Raw genomic sequence first — 18,257 nt, 5'->3', positions numbered from 1 at the left:
CCCCGCACCTGTCGCGGGAGGCCCCGGTGTTCGACCTGTTCGCTCGTGTGCTGCTCGCCGCCGTCTTCGTCGCGGCGGTCGCCGGCAAGGTGCGCACCCGGCGCGCGTTCGCGGAGTTCCGCGACTCGGTCGCCGCCCTCGCACCCCGGCTGCCCGCAGGCTTCTCGGCAGGCGCGGTGCTCGCCGGGGAGGCGGTCACCGCCGTCCTGCTGGCCGTTCCCGGCACGCGCCTCGGCCACGCCGCCGCCGTGGCGCTGCTCGCGGTGTTCTGCGGAGCGATCGTGCTGGCGATGCGCGGCGCGCAACCGGTGCGCTGCAGGTGTTTCGGTGCCGGGGGAGACGTGCTGGGGATCCGGCACCTCGTGCGGAACTCGGCGTTGATCGGCGTTGCCGTCGTGGGTGCCTTCGTGCCGGCACCCGGTTCATGGGAGGAACCGTTGACCCTGCTCACGATCGCCGTCGTGCTGCTCGCCGTGGTGGTGGCGCTGCACGTGCTGTTCACGTTCGGCCTGGTGGCCAGGGTGCGGGAGTTGCAGGACCGCCCCGCGCGCACCACGAACCTGCCCCGGCCCGGCACGGTCGTGCCGCCCTTCCTGGCGACCGGCACGGACGGCCGCCCGTTCACCGAGGCCGACCTCACCGGTGCGGTGCAGGTCGGCTTCTTCTCGGTCGGCTGCGGACCGTGCCGCGCGCTGACGGACGCGTTGCTGGACAACCGCCCCACCGGCGAGTTCGTGTCCGTTGTGGACGGTGACCCGAGTGATCCCGAGGCCACGCGCCGACTGGCCGGCAAGGTCGGCGCGCTGGGGCGGGTCGTCGTGGTCGGCGCGGACGACCCCGTGCTGTCGGTGTTCGGCGTCCTGGCCTTCCCGACGCTGGTCCGCACGCACGGCGGGGTCGTGACGGCCGCCGGGACCAGGCTCGAGGACTTCGCCGGCGACCCGGTGCCGGTGGCATGATCCGCACCGCCGCCACGGCCCTGGCGCTGCCCTTCCGGGCCGCGCCGGTGATCGCCGGGGGCACGCTCGCGCTCACGGTGCTCGCGGGCGCCGCCCCGGCCGCCGGCGCCTGGCTGACCATGCTGCTGGTCGACGAGCTCACCTCGCACACGGCGAGCGCCGGCCGGGCGGCGTTCCTGGCGATCGCCTCGGCGGTCACGGGTGGCGTCGCGATCGCGCTGCTCTACCTCTGCGGCTACCTCGGGGAGGTGGTGTGCCAGCGGGTCGCGCTCACCGTCGAGGGCGCGCTGTTCCGGCGGGTCGCGACGCTGCCGGGGTTGCGCAGGATCGAGGACCCCGCGTTCCACGACCGGCTGCGGCTCGCGGAACAGGCGGCGCAGGAGGCACCCGGCACGCTGTCGCAGTTCGTGCAGGAGCTGGTCCGCTCGGTCGTGCTGCTGGCGAGCTTCACGGGTGCTTTGCTGGTGGTGTGGCCCCCGATGACGTTGCTGCTGCTGGCCTCCGTGGTCACGGCCGTGTTCGCACGCCTCGCGACCGCACGGCGTGAGGCGGCGACCGAGGAGGCCTGGGTCGCGACCGACCGGCGGCGGTTGTTCTACCGCGCGTTGCTCACCGATGTCCGTGCCGCCCAGGAGATCCGGCTGTTCGGCCTCGGGGAGCTGTTGCACACCAGGATGATCGGGTCGCTGGTCGCGGTCTCCGGTGCGCGGCTGCGGGCGCAGCGCAGGGGAACGGGAGTGCAGAGCGCCCTGGCATTGCTCGGGGCCGTGGTCGCCGGTGCCGGAACGGTCGTGGTGGCGCTGAACGTGGTGCGCGGGCAGTCGTCCGCCGGCGACCTCGTGCTGTTCCTCGGCGCGGTGGCCGGGGTGCAGACCGGGTTGTCCGGGGTCGTGCTGCACCTGGGCGAGGCCGGGCGCGCGGTGCGGTTGTTCGGGCACTACCTCGACGTCCTGCACACCGGGGACGACCTCGCCGACGGCGGACGGGCACCGGTCGCCGGCGCGATCGAACTGCGCGACGTCTGGTTCCGCTACGGGGAAGACGGACCGTGGGTGCTGCGCGGCGTGACCCTGACGATCCCCGCGGGCCGGGCCGTGGGACTGGTCGGTGTCAACGGCGCGGGCAAGAGCACGCTGGTGAAGCTGCTGTGCCGGTTCTACGACCCGCAGCGCGGATCGATCACCTGGGGCGGCGTGGACCTGCGCGAGCTGGACGTGGCGCAGCTGCGGCGGCGGATCGGCGTGGTGTTCCAGGAGTTCATGGCCTACGACCTCACCGCGGCGGAGAACATCGGCATCGGCCGGGCGGACGCGCTGGACGACCGCGAGCGGATCGCCGAGGCGGCCAGGACCGCCCGCGTCGCCGACGTCCTCGAAGCCCTGCCCGCGGGCTACGACACGGTCCTGTCGAGAACCCACGCGGACGAGGACCGGCCGGGCGTCGCGCTGTCCGGCGGGCAGTGGCAACGGGTGGCGCTGGCGCGGTGCCTGATGCGCACCGACGCCGAGCTGATGGTCCTCGACGAGCCGACGTCCGGCCTGGACGCGGAAGGCGAGCACCGCGTGCACGAGACCGTGCGCCGCCACGCCGAGGGCAGGACGAGACTGCTGATCTCCCACCGGATGGCCGCGCTGCGCGAGGCCGACGTCATCGTCACCCTGGCCGGCGGGCGGATCGCCGAACAGGGTGACCACGACGCGCTGATGGACGCGGGCGGCGAGTACGCCCGCCTGTTCCGACTGCAGGCGGACGGCTACCAGGACGCGAGGGTGAGCTGATGTGGACCAGGGTCACCGTGCGGGGCAACAGCATGGCCCCCACCCTGCGCGACGGCCAGGAACTGCTGGCGCGCAGGCTCTTCCGCTCTCCGCGGCGCAGCGAGGTGATCGTGTTCCGCGTGGCGGACCCCGACCTGCCCCACCGCGTCAAGAGGGTGGCGGCCGTAGCGGGCGATCCCGTGCCACCGTGGCTCGCGCCGGCCATGCCGGACGTGCACCGCGTGCCGGACGGCTTCGTGGCCGTGTCAGGCGACAACCCGCGTTCACAGGACTCCCGTCAGCTGGGTCTGATCGCCTGCCGCGACGTCGTCGGCGCGGTGCGGTGCGCCTGAACGACGGCACGCCGCGACCCAGCGGAGCCGCCACCGCGCCGGGTCACCGCCGCAGGCCCTGGCGATCGCCAGGACGGTGTCGAGCCGCGGGAACCGCCGCCCGGTCAACGCGTCGTGCAACGTGCTGCGCGCGCACCCGGTGCGCCGCGCCAGTTCGCGGTAGGACATGCCGACCAGCAGCCGCAGCTCGTCCAGGTCGACGCCGAGCTGCTTCCTGCCCCCTGTGGTCATCCAGACTCCCGTTGTTCTCGGTCCCTCCGTTGCCCTCTCCGTTGGTCAGCCCACCCGCATGATTACCCGTGACGGGGCCAGAGCGCCACAAGTCGATCTTGGGTGCTGTTCACAGGTTGCACGGCGGCAAAAACTCGCGGCGTCAGCAGGAGCGGCGGAAGGCCTCGTACAACCGGGCCGTGAGGTCGGCGGCCGCCTCTCGCGTCTGCTGGAGCAGGTCGGGGATGGGCAGTGCGTCCTCCGAGAGCACTCTGAGGTGCGAAGCGGTGCAGAATCCGCCTGCGTGGCTTTCGGCAAGCCCTGCGGCGGGCTCGAGGCCTGCAGCCAGGACGACCTCCGTCGGTGCCGGAAGGCTCGCGATCTCGGCGAGCCAGCGCAGAGACTTTTCGATCTGGTCGTTCAGGGCGCCGCGGTCGAGCACTGGCCCTCGTGCATTGCCGAGAAGCGGCAACCAGGCCGACCGCTGGCCGGTCAGATGTACCGCGAGCCCCCTGTGCCCGCCGGGACTCGGTGCCGAACGCACCCATACGGCCTCGGTCACGACTTCGGAGGCGAGCCTTTCGGTGCCGCTGAACAGACCGCGCGCCCTGCCGTGGTCGGACAGGATGCCGGGCAGCCGGTCCAGCCGATACGCCTCCAACTGGCCGAAGTCGTCCATCGGCACGAGGTGCACCTCGATGGCGCAAAGCTCGAACGCAGATCGCGTCCCGGTGAGATTCGTACGCCAGTTGACGTTCACCGGCTTGCTCAACCGGCGCGACTGCGCGGGAACCGATGAGAGCAATTCGGTCGCGACGGCGATGGTGAAAGCCGCGGCATTGCGAGCTGCCGTCGTTTGCCATCCGGCGCGGTCGGTCTCGTACTTCAGGCCATCGGCTTTGTCGCTGATACTGCGCACCGCCAGGAACGGCGCCCTGTTGAGCTGAGCGGCCTTCGCCGTGCCGGCGCTTTCCTGTTCGATGGCGGACGCGTCCGCGTAGTGCAGCCGCAACTGCTTGTCCAGCGGCGTGTCACGGGAGTTGAGAACGACCTCACCCGCAGCGATCGGCCGGAAGAACACGTCAGGGTCGATGCGGAGACCACGCCGCCAGGCGCTGGTTCGGCTGACACTGCGCGCGATCTGTTCGAGCTCGTGGTCGGCGTCCCACGCCTGCGGGCGGGCCCGGAAACCTGTCCGCTCCTCGAACCCGCCGTGGTACCCGTAGACCTTGGTGGCGACGACGACGCTGCCCAGTTCCAGATCATCGTGCAGCGCGCCGGCGATCCCGCTGAACAACACGGCGCGTGGCCGGAACTCGGTGATCGCTCGCTCGGCCAGGACCGCGGCCGACGCTGTCCCAGCTCCTGCCAAAGCCACCACGACTCGTCCGGTTCCACCGTGAACCCGGCCGATCGCGAACCGTGTGCCGGCAGCGTGGCGGTGCACCGCAGGCGCCTCGACGTAGCTCAGGACTGCGGCGTACTCGCATTCCAAGGCTGTCAGCACGACAACGGTGTCGGCAGGTTCGATCGTCACCTTGATCCTGTTCTGGCAGCGCACCCCTGCAGGCAAGCTACCTCCTCATTGCCTCGTTCCCCTGAGGTGTCGAGTTTTTGTCAAGCAACGGGAATCAAGGAGAGCCGGCGAAAGACTCTGGTGAGAGCCTCGGCTTCCCGTCGCGTGTAGCCGAGGAAGTGGATCCGGCACAGCTTCGTGTCGAGATGGTCGACGACGTGGTCGACTGCCGCCGAAACCACTGCCTCGGCGGTGGCATCGACATCGGCGCCGGCCTCACCCGTTCCCAGCAACGGGAACAGCACGCTGCGAGCGTTCGCCAGCCCCTCGAGGGTGTTGAGAACGTTGCGCACGCAGCCGCCCACGTTCCCCACCTGGCGATAACCGACTCCAGGTTCGCCGTGCACCGCGGCCACATGGATCACCCGCCGCACGTTGTGCGTGTTCTCGAGCTGACCGCTGCCGGTGACGAACACGCTTCCGGGCGAGACAGGCCTCTGTCCCACCAGGGTCTCGAGCTCGGCCGCGATCGGGTCGTCGATCATCCGGCCTGTTTGGTCGCGGCTGGATCCCCAGAACCGGATGATGCCGGACACGCTGAAGTCCGTTGGCCGGGCCATGTGCATGTCGGTGTTCTCGCTGTTGACCCAGACGTCCGCGGTGGTGCACCGCAGGATGTCACCTTGCACGATCACGAACTCGCAGTTCAGGGCGCTCTCGAACTGGAACGACGTTGCCGGGCCGGAGGCGCGTGCGTCATCGGTGAGGTGCGGTACCAGGTTGCGCAGTTCGCGTACGAGGTGAGCCATGTCGTTCTCGACGGTGTAGTGCCTCAGCCGAAGGTGCTGGCACCGTGCCAAGGCCTTGATGCACATGGGCAGTTCTGTCTCCGTCGGCATCTCCGCGTTCTCGATCAGGACTGGGATGACTCGAATTCGATGCGAAAAGGCATTGCTGATCTCCCGTTGTACCCAGTCTGTTGCCTCATCGCCCAACAGGCTTCGCCACTTGTCGCCGATGACCGCGATCAGCACTTTGCAGCGGCTCAAGGTGTCGAAAACCTGGTCGACGAAGTCATCACCCAAGCGGATGGAGCGAGAGGCGAGAAAGACCTGATCGGCGCCCAAGTGCTGCGCCAGCGCCTGGTGGACCAGCGTCGCGTATCCGGGCTGGTCCTGGACGCGGTAGTTCACGAACACCGAGGCCATGCCTCCAGCGTACGGTGACAGGAATCCTTATCGTCCACATCGGACTGGTCGGCCGATCGGGTGGATCATCTGACTGGTTCGGTAACCTGGTGCAGGGGTGGCATGCGCGACTTGACCATCAGACCGGCACGACCCGACGATCTCGAGTCGCTGGCACGGCGCCTTGGGCAGCGCAGGTACTTCGCCGACCGTCTCGGCCGCCAGTCAAGAGAGCAGGGCGTGCTCCTGACAGCCTGGCAGTTCGGACTCGTGGTCGGTGTGGTCTACCTGTGGCTGGAGCCCGCGGAGGAGCCGGAGATCCGTCTGCACCTGCCCGGCGTACCGCTCATCACTCATGTGGAGGTCCATCGACAGCACCGGGGTGAGGGCATCGGGACCCGGCTCATCGACGAAGCCGAGAACGTGCTGGCCCGTGAGGGCTTCCGCGAGGCTGCGTTGGCCGTCGAGTTGACCAATCACGACGCCGAGGACTGGTACGGCCGCATGGGCTATCGGAGATGGCGGCACGGGACGGTCAAGTGCTACTCGGTCGGTGACGGCAACGGTCGTCGCCGAGTGGAGATCTGCATTGTCATGAGCAGGTTGCTGGCCGCGTAGGTGCCTGCTCCTGAGCGCGAGACCGAGGCGGTCGACCACCTTTTCCAGGTTGTCCTTGAGGTGGTTGTGCTTCCTGGCGGACTGGATCCGATCGAGATGACGTTGCCAGGTGCCGCGGTCGAGACGCCACGCGTGCACGTAGCTTTCGCACAGCTCAGGGCTGATGACGATGTTCCGTCCTCGGGAAGCCTTGAGCGAACTGATCATCCGGTTCTTCCGTTCGGGGAGTTCCGCGCTTCGACTTACCATCTCGATGGTCTCGGTGATGAAGGTTCTTCGCCTCGCGAGGTGTCCGGCCCAGTACTCGATGTCGGCCTCCCTCAACGATCTGCCCTCGTCCAGGAGCCAGAACAGCCCTTCGGCCAGGACATCGCCGAGCTCCTCCATGCGGGCCCGCTCGATGCGGTCGAAGGGGTCGTACGGATTCTGCACCGCTACGCCGGTGACCGCTGTGGAGCGCAGCTTTTCGTCACCAAGGAGGAAGAACCAGTCCTCGTTGTAGATGTTGGGGAAGAACGACGCCGAGGTCGATCCGGTGTGCACCGCGAGCGCACCTCCACCCACGAACACGTCCTGAACCCCGCCGGCCGCGCGATAAGCGTGGCAGACGACCGAATTGTCGGGGTATCCGTGGATGTTCAGGCCCACCCCGGCGTACCTATCGGTCAACGCCGCGGCCCTTTGAAGATCCGATGGCTGCGGAACCATCACGTCGTCATCGAGGAAAACAATGCGCTGCCAGCCGGCTGCTCGTGCCATCAGCAGTCCGAAGTTGCGTTTCATGCTGATGTCGCTGTGGCGAATCCACGATTTTTTGAGCAGTCCGCTGGTCCTGAAGTCGGGCAGCAAACCCGAAGGGAGGTCATCCATGTCGATGGCGATTACCTCCGCAGGAGAATCCGCAGCGAGACTGGCCACGGCTTCGGCCGACGTGTAGCTGCCACTGCACAATGCAACCAGCGGGCATTTCAGCTGCGCTGAAAGGCTCAGGGCATGTTGCAGTGCCCACGGCCTGCGTATCGTGGGCACGATGATCGCGTCCACGCGCGCCGTGGAATGGGCTGTGGGTGCGTTGTCGAGCAGTCGACGATGCGAGCCGTGATGGTGCTCGGAGAAGATTTGGGCTGCCTTGGTCAAAACGATTACATCGCCCATTCGTGGAGCAGGTAGTCGGGACTTGTCCAGTCCGGCGTCACCACCGAACCCTGCAGCACCTGCACGCGGCTGAGCACGCTGATCGTCTCCTGTCCGGCGAACCGGCTCATGAGGTGTTCGTTGTTGCGGTCCCGGAACCGGGGGTCTGTGAGGGCGCGGACCGCCCCGAGAACTCCGCGTGAGTAGACACCGTTGCAGATGGTGGCCGTGCGCCTCCGGTTGAACGGATTGCGCGATCGGTAGAAGTGCGCGACGTCCTCCTCCAGAACTTGCCGCTGTCCGATCTTGCGCAGCACTGGCCGGAAGGTTTTGACGGCCCCGTCCACGATGACCTCGAACGCTGCCGTGTCCGAATCTTCTGGCCGTCCTTGTTGGCGAATCGGCAGATCGATGCGATGCAGCACTTCGGCAGTGACCTTGTTCCAGTCGATGCCTCCGAGCAGCACCAGGTGACTTGTGTAAGCATTGGCGGGAAGAGAGGAGGCACCACTGCGGACGTGAACTTCGTTGTGTGGATTGATTGCACGTATGTGGCCGTACAGCTCCAGCAGTGAGTCGAGATCGGAGTACCGGTAGAGCGCGACGTAGTCGGGGTCCTCCGGATCGGTGAACGGCCGTTGCGTCAGCAGTCGCTGTGGGAGTTCGGAGCAGACGATCGTGATGTCCTCGTGCGGTGGGAAGCGCCACAGGTTGTTCGTCAACGGCGGAGCTTCCTCGGCCGAGACGCCACTCTGAGCTCGGTCTCGCAGGTCGACCAACTCCACGAGCAGCGAGTCTTTGGCTGCTTGCTCGGCCTCACTCAGCCGGTCAGGCAGGAGGTACGGGCGTTGCGCGACTGAGCGACCCGTGGCGAAGAAGGTCGCATAGGCTTCCAGCCGGTGCACGGGGGGCAGGGCCGGATCTTTTGATCGTTCCCACGAGGAGATCAACGGCACGCTGACGTCGAACGCCTGACTCAGTTGTTCCTGGGTGATGCGCCTGCCAGGCCAGTGCTGCTTGCGCAGCGATCGCAGCCGCCGCGCCAGCTGCAGCGCGGGGTCCTCGGCAGAGGTCACGCCATCACGTCCTTCAGCCGAACTTCAGTGCACTAGGTGGCGACAGCTGTACTTCGTCCCAGGTGGTTGTGAACGCGATCATCTGTCGCCGACTTCAGTCACTCGATGGCATGAACCGGGCCATCTTCTTGGCTATTGCTAGGGACTTGGTGGAGCCTTACTCTCAACTATAGACCTAAAGATGTGTCAAACTGAAGTTGGCTGAAGTTCACTCCCACCACTGGGTGATCGCAGCTGCAGCCCGCACCTCCAAGCTTCACGAGGGTCAGGAGGCGGGGAGCCATGAGTGCCCTGTCGATACAACCGTGTCAGCGCATCATCATTGCTGTGGGCATGACTCCGTCCAGAGCGTGCGGCAACCTGGTGAGGGCTCAGCTCCGCCGGGCCATGTACGACTTGGTCGAACAGGCCCTGGTGAACAGTGAGATCACCACCGATCTTCGTGACCGGTATGTCGATCGGCGCGAAGGCCTCATCGCCCTGGTCCATCCGATGGACAGGGTTCCGAAGACGTCATTGTTGACCAAGTTCGTGCCATGGTTGAGCGAGCTGCTCGCCGAGCGCAACCAAGAGCAGGAGCATCCGCTGAGGCTTCGGGTGGCCATTCATCCGGGAGACGTGCCCTACGACGAAGCGGGTTGGTTCGGCGAGGACATCGACATAGCGATCGACCTGCTCGACGCCCTTGTGGCGAAGGACCGGTCACGACAGGCGCCGCCGTCCTTGGTGGTGGTGGTTTCGGACCAGATCCACCGCTCAGTGATCAAACACGGGTATGACGGTATCGACGCTCGTCTGTTCGAGCCGCTCATCAAGCTCGAGGTCGGCGGCGGGCAGTGCGTGGGCTGGGTTCACGTTCCGGGCGAGTCCTTGTAAGGCTCCTGCGCCGCTTGGTCAGTACGCTCGCGCCCATGAGCAGTCGTCCGCCCCAGACCGTCGCCCTCACTGCCGACCTCGTCATCCTGACGATCCGCGACGGTGCGCTGTGCGTGCTGGTGGTGGAACGGGGCAACGAACCGTTCCTGGGACAGTTGGCGTTGCCAGGTGGTTTTCTTCGAGGCGAGGAAACTCTGGACGAGACCGCTGCGCGGGAACTGGCTGAGGAGACCGGGCTCGATGCCGGCAAGTTGTACCTGCAGCAGGTGGGTGTCTACTCCTCTCCTGATCGCGATCCGCGTCGCCCGAGGGTGGTGACGTGCGCCTACCTGGCCATTGCCCCCAATCTGCCACTCCCCGCGGCTGGATCGGACGCGCGTGCAGCTCACTGGCTGCCGGTGGAGCAGGCGCAACGCAACGGGCTTGCGTTCGACCACGACGAGATCCTCATCGATGCGGTGGAACTCGCCAGGGGCGAGCTGCAGTTCCGCACGGTTGCCAGAGCCTTCTGCGCAGACGAGTTCACCATCGGTGAGTTGCGTGAGGTGTACGAGGCGGTCTGGGGTGTGGAGCTCGACAAGCCGAACTTCCACCGCAAGGTCACCGAGTCGGCGGGGTTTGTCGAACCGACCGGGGACAAGCGACCGAGCCCCAACGGCAGGCCGGCCGCGCTCTACCGCGCTGGCGCCGCCGACGTGCTGTTGCCGCCCATGATGCGACCGCGGTCGGCTTCTTGACTTAGTTTCTGTTTGACAATTGGCTTGGAATAACGATCTATCTTCATGGCACGACTTGATGTCACCCTGACAATAACCTAGTCTGCGTGCATGGCTGATGATGATCGCAGGCTCGCTGCGGACGTCGTGCTGTTCACGAAGCGGAGTGGGTTGCTCGCTGTTCTTGTGGTGGAACGAGGGAAGGAGCCGTTCCGCGGCGCGCTTGCGCTGCCCGGCGGGTTCGTGGAGTCGGGGGAGCGGGCGGCCGACGCCGCAGTGCGAGAGCTGAGAGAAGAGGCGGATGTCGTGATGTCGCGTAACCAGTTGCGGCGGTTCGGGCACTATGGCAAACGTGGGCGTGACCCGCGGGGTGTGGTGGAAAGTGTGGCATTCCACGCCTATGTTGCCGGAGCTCCTGCCGCGCGAGCAGGGGGTGACGCCGCTGCTGCCCGATGGGTGGCGCTCGCCGACTTCTTTGAAGCGAGTGTCGCATTCGACCACCGCGACATCGTCACGGACGCGGTGGCGAGCAGGTTCGGTTTTCAAGCTCGTGTGGAATCGTTGGCGGATGTCCACTTTCTCGGTTGATGGGTGTCTACTCTGGACGCTCGGGGTATTTCACCCGATGGTTTGACGCGAAACGCGCGATGGGGCTAACCTCCTCCGCGCTGCGGGCCTAGGCTCCGCAATCTTCAGCTCTGCGCTGTCTTCACCGGAACGAACCGGCTGCGTCGCGGACTCGCCATCCGCCTGTTCGTCGTGCGTGTCGAACGTCCTGTAATGGCAGGAACGTCTTGGAGTAAACGATGATCGTGATCCTGACCGCGCTCGCGGTCGAGCAGGAAGCCGTGCTCGCACACCTGGTGGACGTCCGGGAACACCGGCACACCCAGGGGACGTTCTTCGACGTCGGGGCACTTGCCGGGCATCCCGGGCGGCAGGTCGCCGTGGGGGTGACGGGGCAGGGGACACTGGCCGCCGCGACGCTGACCGAACGGGCTGTCGCCGAGTTCTCGCCCGCCGCCGTGCTCTTCGTCGGTGTCGCAGGCGGATTGCGGGAATGGTTGGAGATCGGCGATGTCGTGGTGGGTACCAAGGTTTATGCCTACCACGGAGGCAAGAGCACCGACGAAGCTTTCCTGGCGCGACCTCAGGCCTGGGCGATCTCGCACGAACTAGAGCAGGTCGCACGTCGGGTGCAGCGGGCCCGCAAGTGGCACGAGCCGCTCGCACCGCCCGGTGAGGCGCAGGCACCGGAGGTCTACTTCGAGGCGATCGCGGCCGGCGATGTGGTTCTGGACTCGAGGGCCTCGTCGGTGGCGCATGCCTTGCACCACAACTACAACGACGCTGTCGCGGTCGAGATGGAGAGTGCCGGTTTCGCCGCGGCAGGGCACCTGGCAGGTCGAGTCGCGACGGCCACTGTGCGCGGAATCAGCGACCACGCCGACGGGTCGAAGTCGGTCACGGACCGTCGGGGCGGTCAGCAGCGGGCAGCTCGCAACGCCGCTGCGTTCGCGGTTGCGCTCGCCGCCGTAGCGCCTGAACGCACTCGGACCGCCGGCTCTCGTGCGAAGCCGGTGCCATCGGTCAGTTTCGGGACCTTCACGCAGAACGCCGGGACGGTCGGTCAGCAGAACGGTGTCAACACGGGGGACTTCCACATGAACCTGGGGGAGAAGCGGTGAACTTCCAGCAGTCGGCCGACCACGTGGGGCAGCAGAACGCCGTCAACTACGGCGACACCACCTTCCACCACGAGTCCACATATCACATCAACCAAGGCGACCCGCCGGAGCGCCGCAACAACGTTGCGCGCAACTTCCTCGCAGCAGGTGTGCCCAGGGAGGCGGAGAAGATCTTCGGCGACCTCCTGCGTGAAGGGCACCTCACTGCGGAAAGGGTGTACTACTACGTCCTTTCCGTGGTCAGCGGCCGGTCCTGCAACGAGGTGAACGGTGAGCTGTTCAGGAACGTCCGTGATGCGAACAAGATCGCGCAGTCACTCCCGGACGACCAGTGGCAGGACGCGTTCGCCGTGGTGTGGCGACTGATGAGGCACGTGCGAGGGGAGGCTGCGGGCGAGCGTCATCGGGAGAGTCTGGACGACATCCTCACCGCGTTCGGTGCGTTGCCTCCTGATCGCCAGGGCGAGATCACCCAGCACCTGGCCATGATTCTCAGCGGTGTGCTGCAGGTCAAGCTCGAGAGCACCTACGCCCACCGCGTCCTGACCCAGCGGATGTCGAACGGTCGCTTGCACCGGGCCTGGAAGTTCTTCGAGCCGGAGCCTGCGCGACCCCGTCCGTACGTCGCGGCTGAGACGAAAGCCGAGCAGAAGGACTGGGTTCGCGCCGTGGCCGGCGGAGCCGTGGCAGTTCTCGGGATGCTGTCGTGTTTCACAGGTACGTGGCTGGTTCTGCTGGGGCTGCCGCTGGTGCTGGGTGGTGGCTTTCTGGCCGTGCGCCACGGCATCGAGCGATCGGCCGCGACGATGTGGGAGAACATCCAGCGCCAGAGGGTGGCGGCTCCGATGCACCCGGTGGAGCCGCGTTCTCCCGGGCACTGGGTCTCCACGGCGTTCGTGAAGGAGATCCACAGGATCGTCGACAGCCGGTTCAGCGAGGCGAGGCCGCACTTCGCCGGTGACTGGCCGGGCTACACCGCGGGTGTTCGCACCCATCTCAAGCACCGGTTCGTGGAGTTGTACGGCAATGCGCAGGTCCCGGCGGGGGCTGTGAGCTGGCTGGCGGGTTGGCACGCCCGTCACATCGCGAACGGGTGGGCCACCAACGAGCTGTTTCGGATCGCCGTTCCTTCAACTCGGCGCGACACGAAGTTCTACCGCATCGGCATCGCCATCGCAGCCGTCGGTGTCGTCCTGCTGTTCGCCGCCTACGCCATTGCTCCGGCCGTGTTCGTCGTAGGCGGTGGAATCTTCGCGATCAGAGGGGCAATTCAGATCCGCGCTCTCCCGCGAATGAGCATGCTTGCTCGCATGCACGACGAACGGATGTTCGCTGAGGAGACGCGGGGCTACGAAGAGTGGCTCCAGGTGCTGGCCGACCGCCCGTCCGACGGCGAGATGGCCCGTTGGCTCGCGATGGACAAGATCTACTTGAAGCACGATCTCGTGCGTCGTTATAACCTGTCCGTTCACGACCTCGTGACCCACGTTGTCATGACCGAGGGGGCCAACGGAGCGGAGCGGGCACGCGTGTCACACGGCCCGCTGCGCTATTCGAAGTACGAGGTGCAGATCTTCCTGCTCACCGGCAGTGGCGTTCGGGAAATGAGGGTGGAGCTGAACTTTCTCACGGGTGAGGCGCGCAACGAACGTCGCATCCTGTTCCGCTATGACGCCTTGGCTTCCGCGAGCGTGGCCGAGACGGGTATGCGCCTCATCCGTGGGGAGGGTGCCGGTGCAAGCGAGGTGGAGCGCCTCCGCACTCGCAAGTTCTGCCTCACCCTCGTCAACGGACAGAACATCAATGTCGTCGCCGAGAACTTCCGCAACGCCGATGACGCTGTACTCGAAGACGAGACAGAGCTGTTCCTCGTGGAGATGCAGACCTCCGGCATCGATGCGGCACTGCCACTCCTGGAGGCTGTTGCGGCAGAGGGCAGCGACTGGATCTCGCGGGAGCACGAGCGCCGTGAGCAGTGGTCTCGCACTTGGGATTAACGCGCGGTTGTTTCGGAACGGCGGCGCGTCAGCACCAGCGGGCCGTCCTCCGTGATCGCCACCGTGTGCTCCGAGTGCGCGGTGCGGGAGCCGTCGGCCGAGCGCAGGGTCCAGCCGTCGTCGTCGAAGACGATCTTGTCGGTGGTGGCGGCCAGCCACGGTTCGATGGCGATGGTCAGGCCCGGCTTGAGGCGCATGCCGTGCTTGCGGCGGCCGTTGTTCGGCACGTGCGGTGCCTCGTGCATGGTGCGGCCCAGGCCGTGGCCGCCGAACTCCAGGTTGCAGCGGTAGCCGTGGTCGGCCGCCACCTCGCCGATGGCCGCGGAGATGTCGCCCAGGCGGTTGCCCGGCTGGGCCGCCTCGATGGCGGCTTCGAGGGCGACCTCGGTGCAGCGGATCAGGTGCTGGTCCTGCTCGCGCGGGGTGCCGACGATGACCGAGACGGCCGAGTCGGCCACCCAGCCGTCGATGCTCACGGCGATGTCCATCGACAGCAGGTCGCCGTCCTGCAGGACGTAGCTCTTCGGCAGGCCGTGCAGGACCGCGTCGTTGACCGAGAGGCAGATGACGTTGCGGAACGGGCCCCGGCCGAACGACGGCGAGTAGTCCCAGTAGCAGGACTGCGCACCGCGCTCGGCGATCATCTGGCGGGCGTGGTGCTCCAGGTCCATCAGGTCGACGCCCACGGCGGCCTTGGCGGAGAGCTCGTCGAGCACCTCCGCGATGAACTGGCCGGTCACGTGCATGCTCGCGATCTCCGCGGGCGACTTGAGCTCGATCAACTTCTTCCTCCATCAGGGGTGCCGGTATAACAATAACGGCATCCCGGTCCTGACTGCGACGCGGCGTTCGTCACCGCGGGGGTGCGGTGGCCTCCGGCGGGCGGGTCGCCTGCCCCCTGAGGTCGGCGGTCTGGATGACCCGGAACGCCGCGAACTCGAGGATCAGGCCCAGCTCGACGAAGGTGATCGCCAGTGTCCACCGGTGGACGAAGTAGTGATAGGCGCTGATCGATTCGCGCGCGCACCCCCCCCAGTGTGATGGTGCGCCCGGCGAGGGCCGCGACGAGCAACAGGACGAGTGCCGCGAGAGCCGCCCGCAACGAGTAGCAGGTGCGTTCGACGCCGTCCTTGGCGGGAACGGCCACCGGCCCCGCCCGCCTGTGGTCGAACGAGGCCGACCGCCAGTGCGCCGCCGCGAGCGTCGCCAGTCCCAGGGTGATCGTGTAGAGCGCGATGAAGGCGAAATCGGCCATTTCGAACGCCCGGCGGGAATCGCGGCCCGCGTTGTCCAGTCCGGCGAAGGTCGCGGTGGCGGCCTCCGATCGCACGGGCCGCGCCTGTCTCCGTTGACAGCGCTCGCCCGTGGATTCGCGGGGTCGTGACACGCCGTTGTGTCCGTGACGAAATCGTTGCGCGACACCACCTGGTCAGGCGACGTGGATTGCGCTCGCCGGGTGGCGACAGCACAGTGCCGGTCATGAAGCAGGTGCTGCAGCACAGGATCGACTCGACCTTCGCCCACTACGACGTCGACGGCAACGGCGTGATCGAGCTCGCGGACGTCTACGCGCTGGCCAACCGGCTGCTGCGGGCGTTCGGGGAGCCGGCGTCGTCGGAGCGCGGGCGGGAGCTCGTCGAGGCGTACGACCGGTTCTGGGAGATGCTCGCCGAGCACTGCGACACCGACCGCGACGGGAAGATCGGGCCGGTCGAGTACCGGGAGGCGATGATCGAGGCGTTCGTCGAGGGCGGGCCGATCAACGTCGACCTGCTCGAGGTCGTGCAGTCGCTGCTCGACCTCGCGGACACCAACGGCGACGGGCGGGTCGACGCCGGCGAGTTCCAGGTGCTGCTCAGGGCGCGCGGGCTCAGCGCGGAGGAGTGCGGGACGGCGTTCGCGCACCTCGACACCGACGGTGACGGGGCGATCAGCGTCGACGAGTACGTCTCGGCGGTGCGGGACTACTACACGAACCCGGCCGAGGACACGCCCGGCAGCTGGCTGTACCCGAAGGCGCTGTCTGGTGTGTCCTGACCGCTGGATTTAGTCACTAATCATGACTATCATCAGTTCATGACTGCTTCGGTGGAACTCACCCGCTTCCGCGTGGCTCCGGAGAAGGTGGAGGCGCTGCTGGCCGCACGGCCCGGCATGATCGCCGACTTCGAGGCCGACCGGGAGGGGTTCCTGGGGGCGCGGCTCGTGCGGCTGCCGGACGGCGAGTGGCTCGACGTCGTCGAGTGGCGCTCGCCGGCCGACCACGCCGCGTCGAGCCGCAAGGGACCGAACCTGCCGGGCATCAAGGCCTTCTTCGACGCGATCGACTCGCTCGTCGTGGCCGAGGAGGGCGTCCTGGCCGGCTGACCCCGCCCCGGTGCGTCACCGGACCGGGTGACGGTCGCGGGGTGATCGGCTGCCAGAATTCCGCGCATGCGCGAGGTGGGCAACAGACGCTACCGGCTGGTCCGCGAGCTGGGCCGGGGCGGCATGGGCGCCGTGTGGCTCGGCCAGGACACCGTGCTCGGCCGTGACGTGGCGGTCAAGGAACTCCTGCTGCCCCGAGGAGTCCCGGCAGCGGAACGCGCCGTGTACCGGGAACGGGTGCTGCGCGAGGCGCGGATCGCGAGCCAGCTCCAAGACCCCGCCGTCGTCACCGTCTACGACCTCATCTCCGAGGACGACCAGACCTACATCGTGATGGAGCTGATCAGCGCTCCCACGCTCGAGGACCTGGTGGAGAGCTCCGGCCCGCTGACCGTGCGGGCCGCGGCCGTGCTGGCGGGGCAGCTGCTGGCGGCGCTGGAGGCCGCGCACTCGTCGGGTGTCGTGCACCGGGACGTCAAGCCGGGCAACGTGATGGTGCCGGTGAAGGGCACCGCGAAGCTCACCGACTTCGGCATCGCGCAGTCGATCGACGACCCGCGGCTCACGGCGACCGGCACGCTCATCGGCTCGCCCGCCTACATGTCGCCGGAACGCCTCGCGGGCGGGGACGCCTCTCCCGCGTGGGACCTGTGGGCGCTGGGGGCGACGCTGTTCTTCGCCGTGGAGGGACGCGGGGCGTTCGACCGGCCCACGACCTCGGCCACGATCCTCGCGGTGATGAACGAACGGCCGGTGCCGCGGGTGCCCGGTCCGCTCGGCGAGCTGATCACCGGGCTGATGGAGCCGGAACCGGGCCGCCGCCTCGGTGTCGCCGCGGCGCACCGGCTGATCGAACGCGCGCTCGCGGGCGGGGACCTGACGAGGCCCATCGCACCGGCGAACCCGGGCAGCCGGCCGGGCGCGGGCAGCGGACCGGTGAGCGCGGGACTGGCCGGAGGCTGGCTCGCGGGCGCGAGCGGACCGGTGAGCGCGGGACCGGACCGGGGCCGGCTCGCGGGCGCGGGTCCCGGCAGCGGGCCGTTCGGCGCCGTGCCGGCGCACTCCGGCCCGTTCAGCGGTCCCGTCACGTCCGGCCCGCTCGCCACCGGCCTGAGCGCACCGCCGGTCCCCGTCCCGCCGCGCCGCCGGCGCCGGATCGGCCTGGCCGTGTCGCTGACGCTGATCCCGCTGTTCCTCGTCGGCGCGCTGGTCCTGCTCTTCGTCACCGTGGTCAAACCGCTCTTCGACACCGTCGGCCTCACCGACGGGCCGGCCAGCACGCCCGCGATGCAGCCCGTGCTGACGCTCGGTCCCGGCGGCGACATCCCGCACGAGTCGCTGATGGCGTTCCGCAACTCCTGCCTGACCTGGACGCCCGCCAAGGGCGCGCCGGAGATCGAGAGCGAGATGAAGGTCGGCTGCTACGCCGAGCACGACGTGGAGCTGCTCGACACCGTGCTCGCCAGCACCGAGATCGAGAAGGACGTGGCCTACCCCGGCGTCGAGGAGCTCACGAAGGTGGGCGGCACCGGGTGCACGCGGACGTTCCTGTCGGACAAAGTGACCGGGCAGGACAAGGAGAAGACCCTGCGGTACTGGGTGCTCGTGCCGACCGCCGAGGCGTGGAAGGCCAAGACCGAGAACGGCTACCGCAGCTCCAGCCGCCTGATCTACTGCTTCGTCGGGAAGGCGGACGGCAGCAGGCTCACCGAGCCGCTGATGAAGCAGTAGCCCTCACGGCCGCCGCGGGCGAACGAGCCGCGTCGTCGGCTGGCCGCGGTGCGGCACCGGGGCGGAAAACCC

At 67.7% G+C, this 18,257-nt stretch carries 18 protein-coding genes; 13 read left to right on the top strand and 5 right to left on the bottom strand.

Translation table 11 applies throughout. From position 1 onward, the window contains the following. The 3 genes from ACFWGZ_RS27835 to ACFWGZ_RS27825 form a co-directional block, all read left to right on the top strand. Positions 1 to 959, top strand: a 959-nt coding sequence (locus ACFWGZ_RS27835) for a TlpA family protein disulfide reductase (protein WP_382454537.1), incomplete at its 5' end; no start/stop codon positions are given. Next, positions 956 to 2,737 carry an ABC transporter ATP-binding protein gene (locus tag ACFWGZ_RS27830; protein ID WP_382454536.1) on the top strand — a complete coding sequence of 594 codons (1,782 nt, stop codon included), beginning with the start codon at positions 956 to 958 and terminating at the stop codon, positions 2,735 to 2,737. The genes ACFWGZ_RS27835 and ACFWGZ_RS27830, both read left to right, overlap by 4 nt. Further along, positions 2,737 to 3,069: a S26 family signal peptidase gene (locus ACFWGZ_RS27825; protein WP_382454535.1), complete on the top strand. Its 333-nt coding sequence runs from the start codon at positions 2,737 to 2,739 to the stop codon at positions 3,067 to 3,069. Before ACFWGZ_RS27830 ends, ACFWGZ_RS27825 begins: the two co-directional genes overlap by 1 nt. Here ACFWGZ_RS27825 and ACFWGZ_RS27820 read toward each other — a convergent pair. From ACFWGZ_RS27820 to ACFWGZ_RS27810, 3 genes are all read right to left on the bottom strand, one after another. Next, the gene (locus ACFWGZ_RS27820; protein WP_382454534.1) at positions 3,001 to 3,300 is read right to left on the bottom strand and encodes a helix-turn-helix domain-containing protein; all 300 of its coding nucleotides are present in this window, start codon (positions 3,298 to 3,300) and stop codon (positions 3,001 to 3,003) included. The two genes, ACFWGZ_RS27825 and ACFWGZ_RS27820, sit on opposite strands and share 69 nt — an antisense overlap. A gap of 142 nt (positions 3,301 to 3,442) precedes the next feature. Next, entirely contained in the window at positions 3,443 to 4,852 is a 1,410-nt protein-coding gene (locus ACFWGZ_RS27815) for a 5'-methylthioadenosine/S-adenosylhomocysteine nucleosidase (RefSeq protein ID WP_382454533.1), read from the bottom strand. A gap of 44 nt (positions 4,853 to 4,896) precedes the next feature. Continuing rightward, the gene (locus tag ACFWGZ_RS27810; protein WP_382454532.1) at positions 4,897 to 6,003 is read right to left on the bottom strand and encodes a TIR domain-containing protein; all 1,107 of its coding nucleotides are present in this window, start codon (positions 6,001 to 6,003) and stop codon (positions 4,897 to 4,899) included. A gap of 102 nt (positions 6,004 to 6,105) precedes the next feature. Here ACFWGZ_RS27810 and ACFWGZ_RS27805 point away from each other — a divergent pair, with 102 nt between their 5' ends. Both ACFWGZ_RS27805 and ACFWGZ_RS27800 read left to right on the top strand, forming a co-directional pair. Further along, complete coding sequence (locus ACFWGZ_RS27805; RefSeq protein WP_382454531.1) at positions 6,106 to 6,600, top strand: GNAT family N-acetyltransferase; 495 nt, start codon at positions 6,106 to 6,108, stop codon at positions 6,598 to 6,600. Then, positions 6,601 to 7,581 (top strand): hypothetical protein, encoded by a 981-nt coding sequence (locus ACFWGZ_RS27800; RefSeq protein ID WP_382454530.1) that lies wholly within the window; start codon positions 6,601 to 6,603, stop codon positions 7,579 to 7,581. It abuts the gene before it with no gap. A 161-nt stretch (positions 7,582 to 7,742) separates the two neighbouring features. Here the strand turns inward: ACFWGZ_RS27800 and ACFWGZ_RS27795 are convergent, their stop codons facing one another. Beyond that, a complete protein-coding gene (locus ACFWGZ_RS27795) occupies positions 7,743 to 8,810 on the bottom strand; it encodes a helix-turn-helix domain-containing protein (protein ID WP_382454529.1) in 1,068 nt (355 codons plus the stop codon). A 387-nt stretch (positions 8,811 to 9,197) separates the two neighbouring features. Between ACFWGZ_RS27795 and ACFWGZ_RS27790 the strand changes: the two genes are divergently transcribed. From ACFWGZ_RS27790 to ACFWGZ_RS27770, 5 genes are all read left to right on the top strand, one after another. Beyond that, positions 9,198 to 9,686 carry a hypothetical protein gene (locus tag ACFWGZ_RS27790; protein WP_382454528.1) on the top strand — a complete coding sequence of 163 codons (489 nt, stop codon included), beginning with the start codon at positions 9,198 to 9,200 and terminating at the stop codon, positions 9,684 to 9,686. Between the two features lie 35 nt (positions 9,687 to 9,721). Beyond that, positions 9,722 to 10,423 carry an NUDIX domain-containing protein gene (locus tag ACFWGZ_RS27785; protein WP_382454527.1) on the top strand — a complete coding sequence of 234 codons (702 nt, stop codon included), beginning with the start codon at positions 9,722 to 9,724 and terminating at the stop codon, positions 10,421 to 10,423. 90 nt (positions 10,424 to 10,513) lie between these two features. Beyond that, a complete protein-coding gene (locus ACFWGZ_RS27780) occupies positions 10,514 to 10,990 on the top strand; it encodes an NUDIX domain-containing protein (protein WP_382454526.1) in 477 nt (158 codons plus the stop codon). Between the two features lie 218 nt (positions 10,991 to 11,208). Continuing rightward, positions 11,209 to 12,090 (top strand): hypothetical protein, encoded by an 882-nt coding sequence (locus ACFWGZ_RS27775; RefSeq protein WP_382454525.1) that lies wholly within the window; start codon positions 11,209 to 11,211, stop codon positions 12,088 to 12,090. Continuing rightward, positions 12,087 to 14,087, top strand: coding sequence for a hypothetical protein (locus tag ACFWGZ_RS27770; RefSeq protein WP_382454524.1), 2,001 nt, complete (start codon positions 12,087 to 12,089; stop codon positions 14,085 to 14,087). Before ACFWGZ_RS27775 ends, ACFWGZ_RS27770 begins: the two co-directional genes overlap by 4 nt. On the opposite strand, the gene map is transcribed toward ACFWGZ_RS27770, so the two are convergent. Next, positions 14,084 to 14,869 carry a type I methionyl aminopeptidase gene (gene map, locus ACFWGZ_RS27765; RefSeq protein WP_382454523.1) on the bottom strand — a complete coding sequence of 262 codons (786 nt, stop codon included), beginning with the start codon at positions 14,867 to 14,869 and terminating at the stop codon, positions 14,084 to 14,086. The two genes, ACFWGZ_RS27770 and map, sit on opposite strands and share 4 nt — an antisense overlap. A gap of 697 nt (positions 14,870 to 15,566) precedes the next feature. Between map and ACFWGZ_RS27760 the strand changes: the two genes are divergently transcribed. The 3 genes from ACFWGZ_RS27760 to ACFWGZ_RS27750 all read left to right on the top strand — a co-directional run bounded on the left by ACFWGZ_RS27760 (position 15,567) and on the right by ACFWGZ_RS27750 (position 18,185). Continuing rightward, positions 15,567 to 16,124 carry an EF-hand domain-containing protein gene (locus ACFWGZ_RS27760; protein WP_382454522.1) on the top strand — a complete coding sequence of 186 codons (558 nt, stop codon included), beginning with the start codon at positions 15,567 to 15,569 and terminating at the stop codon, positions 16,122 to 16,124. Between the two features lie 39 nt (positions 16,125 to 16,163). Further along, the gene (locus ACFWGZ_RS27755) at positions 16,164 to 16,454 is read left to right on the top strand and encodes an antibiotic biosynthesis monooxygenase family protein (RefSeq protein ID WP_382454521.1); all 291 of its coding nucleotides are present in this window, start codon (positions 16,164 to 16,166) and stop codon (positions 16,452 to 16,454) included. Between the two features lie 66 nt (positions 16,455 to 16,520). Further along, entirely contained in the window at positions 16,521 to 18,185 is a 1,665-nt protein-coding gene (locus tag ACFWGZ_RS27750) for a serine/threonine-protein kinase (RefSeq protein WP_382454520.1), read from the top strand. Positions 18,186 to 18,257: the final 72 nt, after the last annotated feature.

Origin of the sequence: Lentzea sp. NPDC060358 (assembly GCF_042725365.1) — a bacterium.
Taxonomy (GTDB): domain Bacteria; phylum Actinomycetota; class Actinomycetes; order Mycobacteriales; family Pseudonocardiaceae; genus Lentzea.
This window is presented reverse-complemented; position numbering and strand designations above follow the sequence as displayed.

Coding starts and splice junctions, on each gene's coding strand:
- ACFWGZ_RS27780 (WP_382454526.1), top strand. CDS start 10,514: ATGGCTGATGATGATCGCAGGCTCGCTGCGGACGTCGTGCTGTTCACG.
- ACFWGZ_RS27790 (WP_382454528.1), top strand. CDS start 9,198: ATGTACGACTTGGTCGAACAGGCCCTGGTGAACAGTGAGATCACCACC.
- ACFWGZ_RS27760 (WP_382454522.1), top strand. CDS start 15,567: ATGAAGCAGGTGCTGCAGCACAGGATCGACTCGACCTTCGCCCACTAC.
- ACFWGZ_RS27775 (WP_382454525.1), top strand. CDS start 11,209: ATGATCGTGATCCTGACCGCGCTCGCGGTCGAGCAGGAAGCCGTGCTC.
- ACFWGZ_RS27805 (WP_382454531.1), top strand. CDS start 6,106: ATGCGCGACTTGACCATCAGACCGGCACGACCCGACGATCTCGAGTCG.
- ACFWGZ_RS27825 (WP_382454535.1), top strand. CDS start 2,737: ATGTGGACCAGGGTCACCGTGCGGGGCAACAGCATGGCCCCCACCCTG.
- ACFWGZ_RS27810 (WP_382454532.1), bottom strand. CDS start 6,003: ATGGCCTCGGTGTTCGTGAACTACCGCGTCCAGGACCAGCCCGGATAC.
- ACFWGZ_RS27820 (WP_382454534.1), bottom strand. CDS start 3,300: ATGACCACAGGGGGCAGGAAGCAGCTCGGCGTCGACCTGGACGAGCTG.
- ACFWGZ_RS27785 (WP_382454527.1), top strand. CDS start 9,722: ATGAGCAGTCGTCCGCCCCAGACCGTCGCCCTCACTGCCGACCTCGTC.
- ACFWGZ_RS27750 (WP_382454520.1), top strand. CDS start 16,521: ATGCGCGAGGTGGGCAACAGACGCTACCGGCTGGTCCGCGAGCTGGGC.
- ACFWGZ_RS27755 (WP_382454521.1), top strand. CDS start 16,164: ATGACTGCTTCGGTGGAACTCACCCGCTTCCGCGTGGCTCCGGAGAAG.
- ACFWGZ_RS27830 (WP_382454536.1), top strand. CDS start 956: ATGATCCGCACCGCCGCCACGGCCCTGGCGCTGCCCTTCCGGGCCGCG.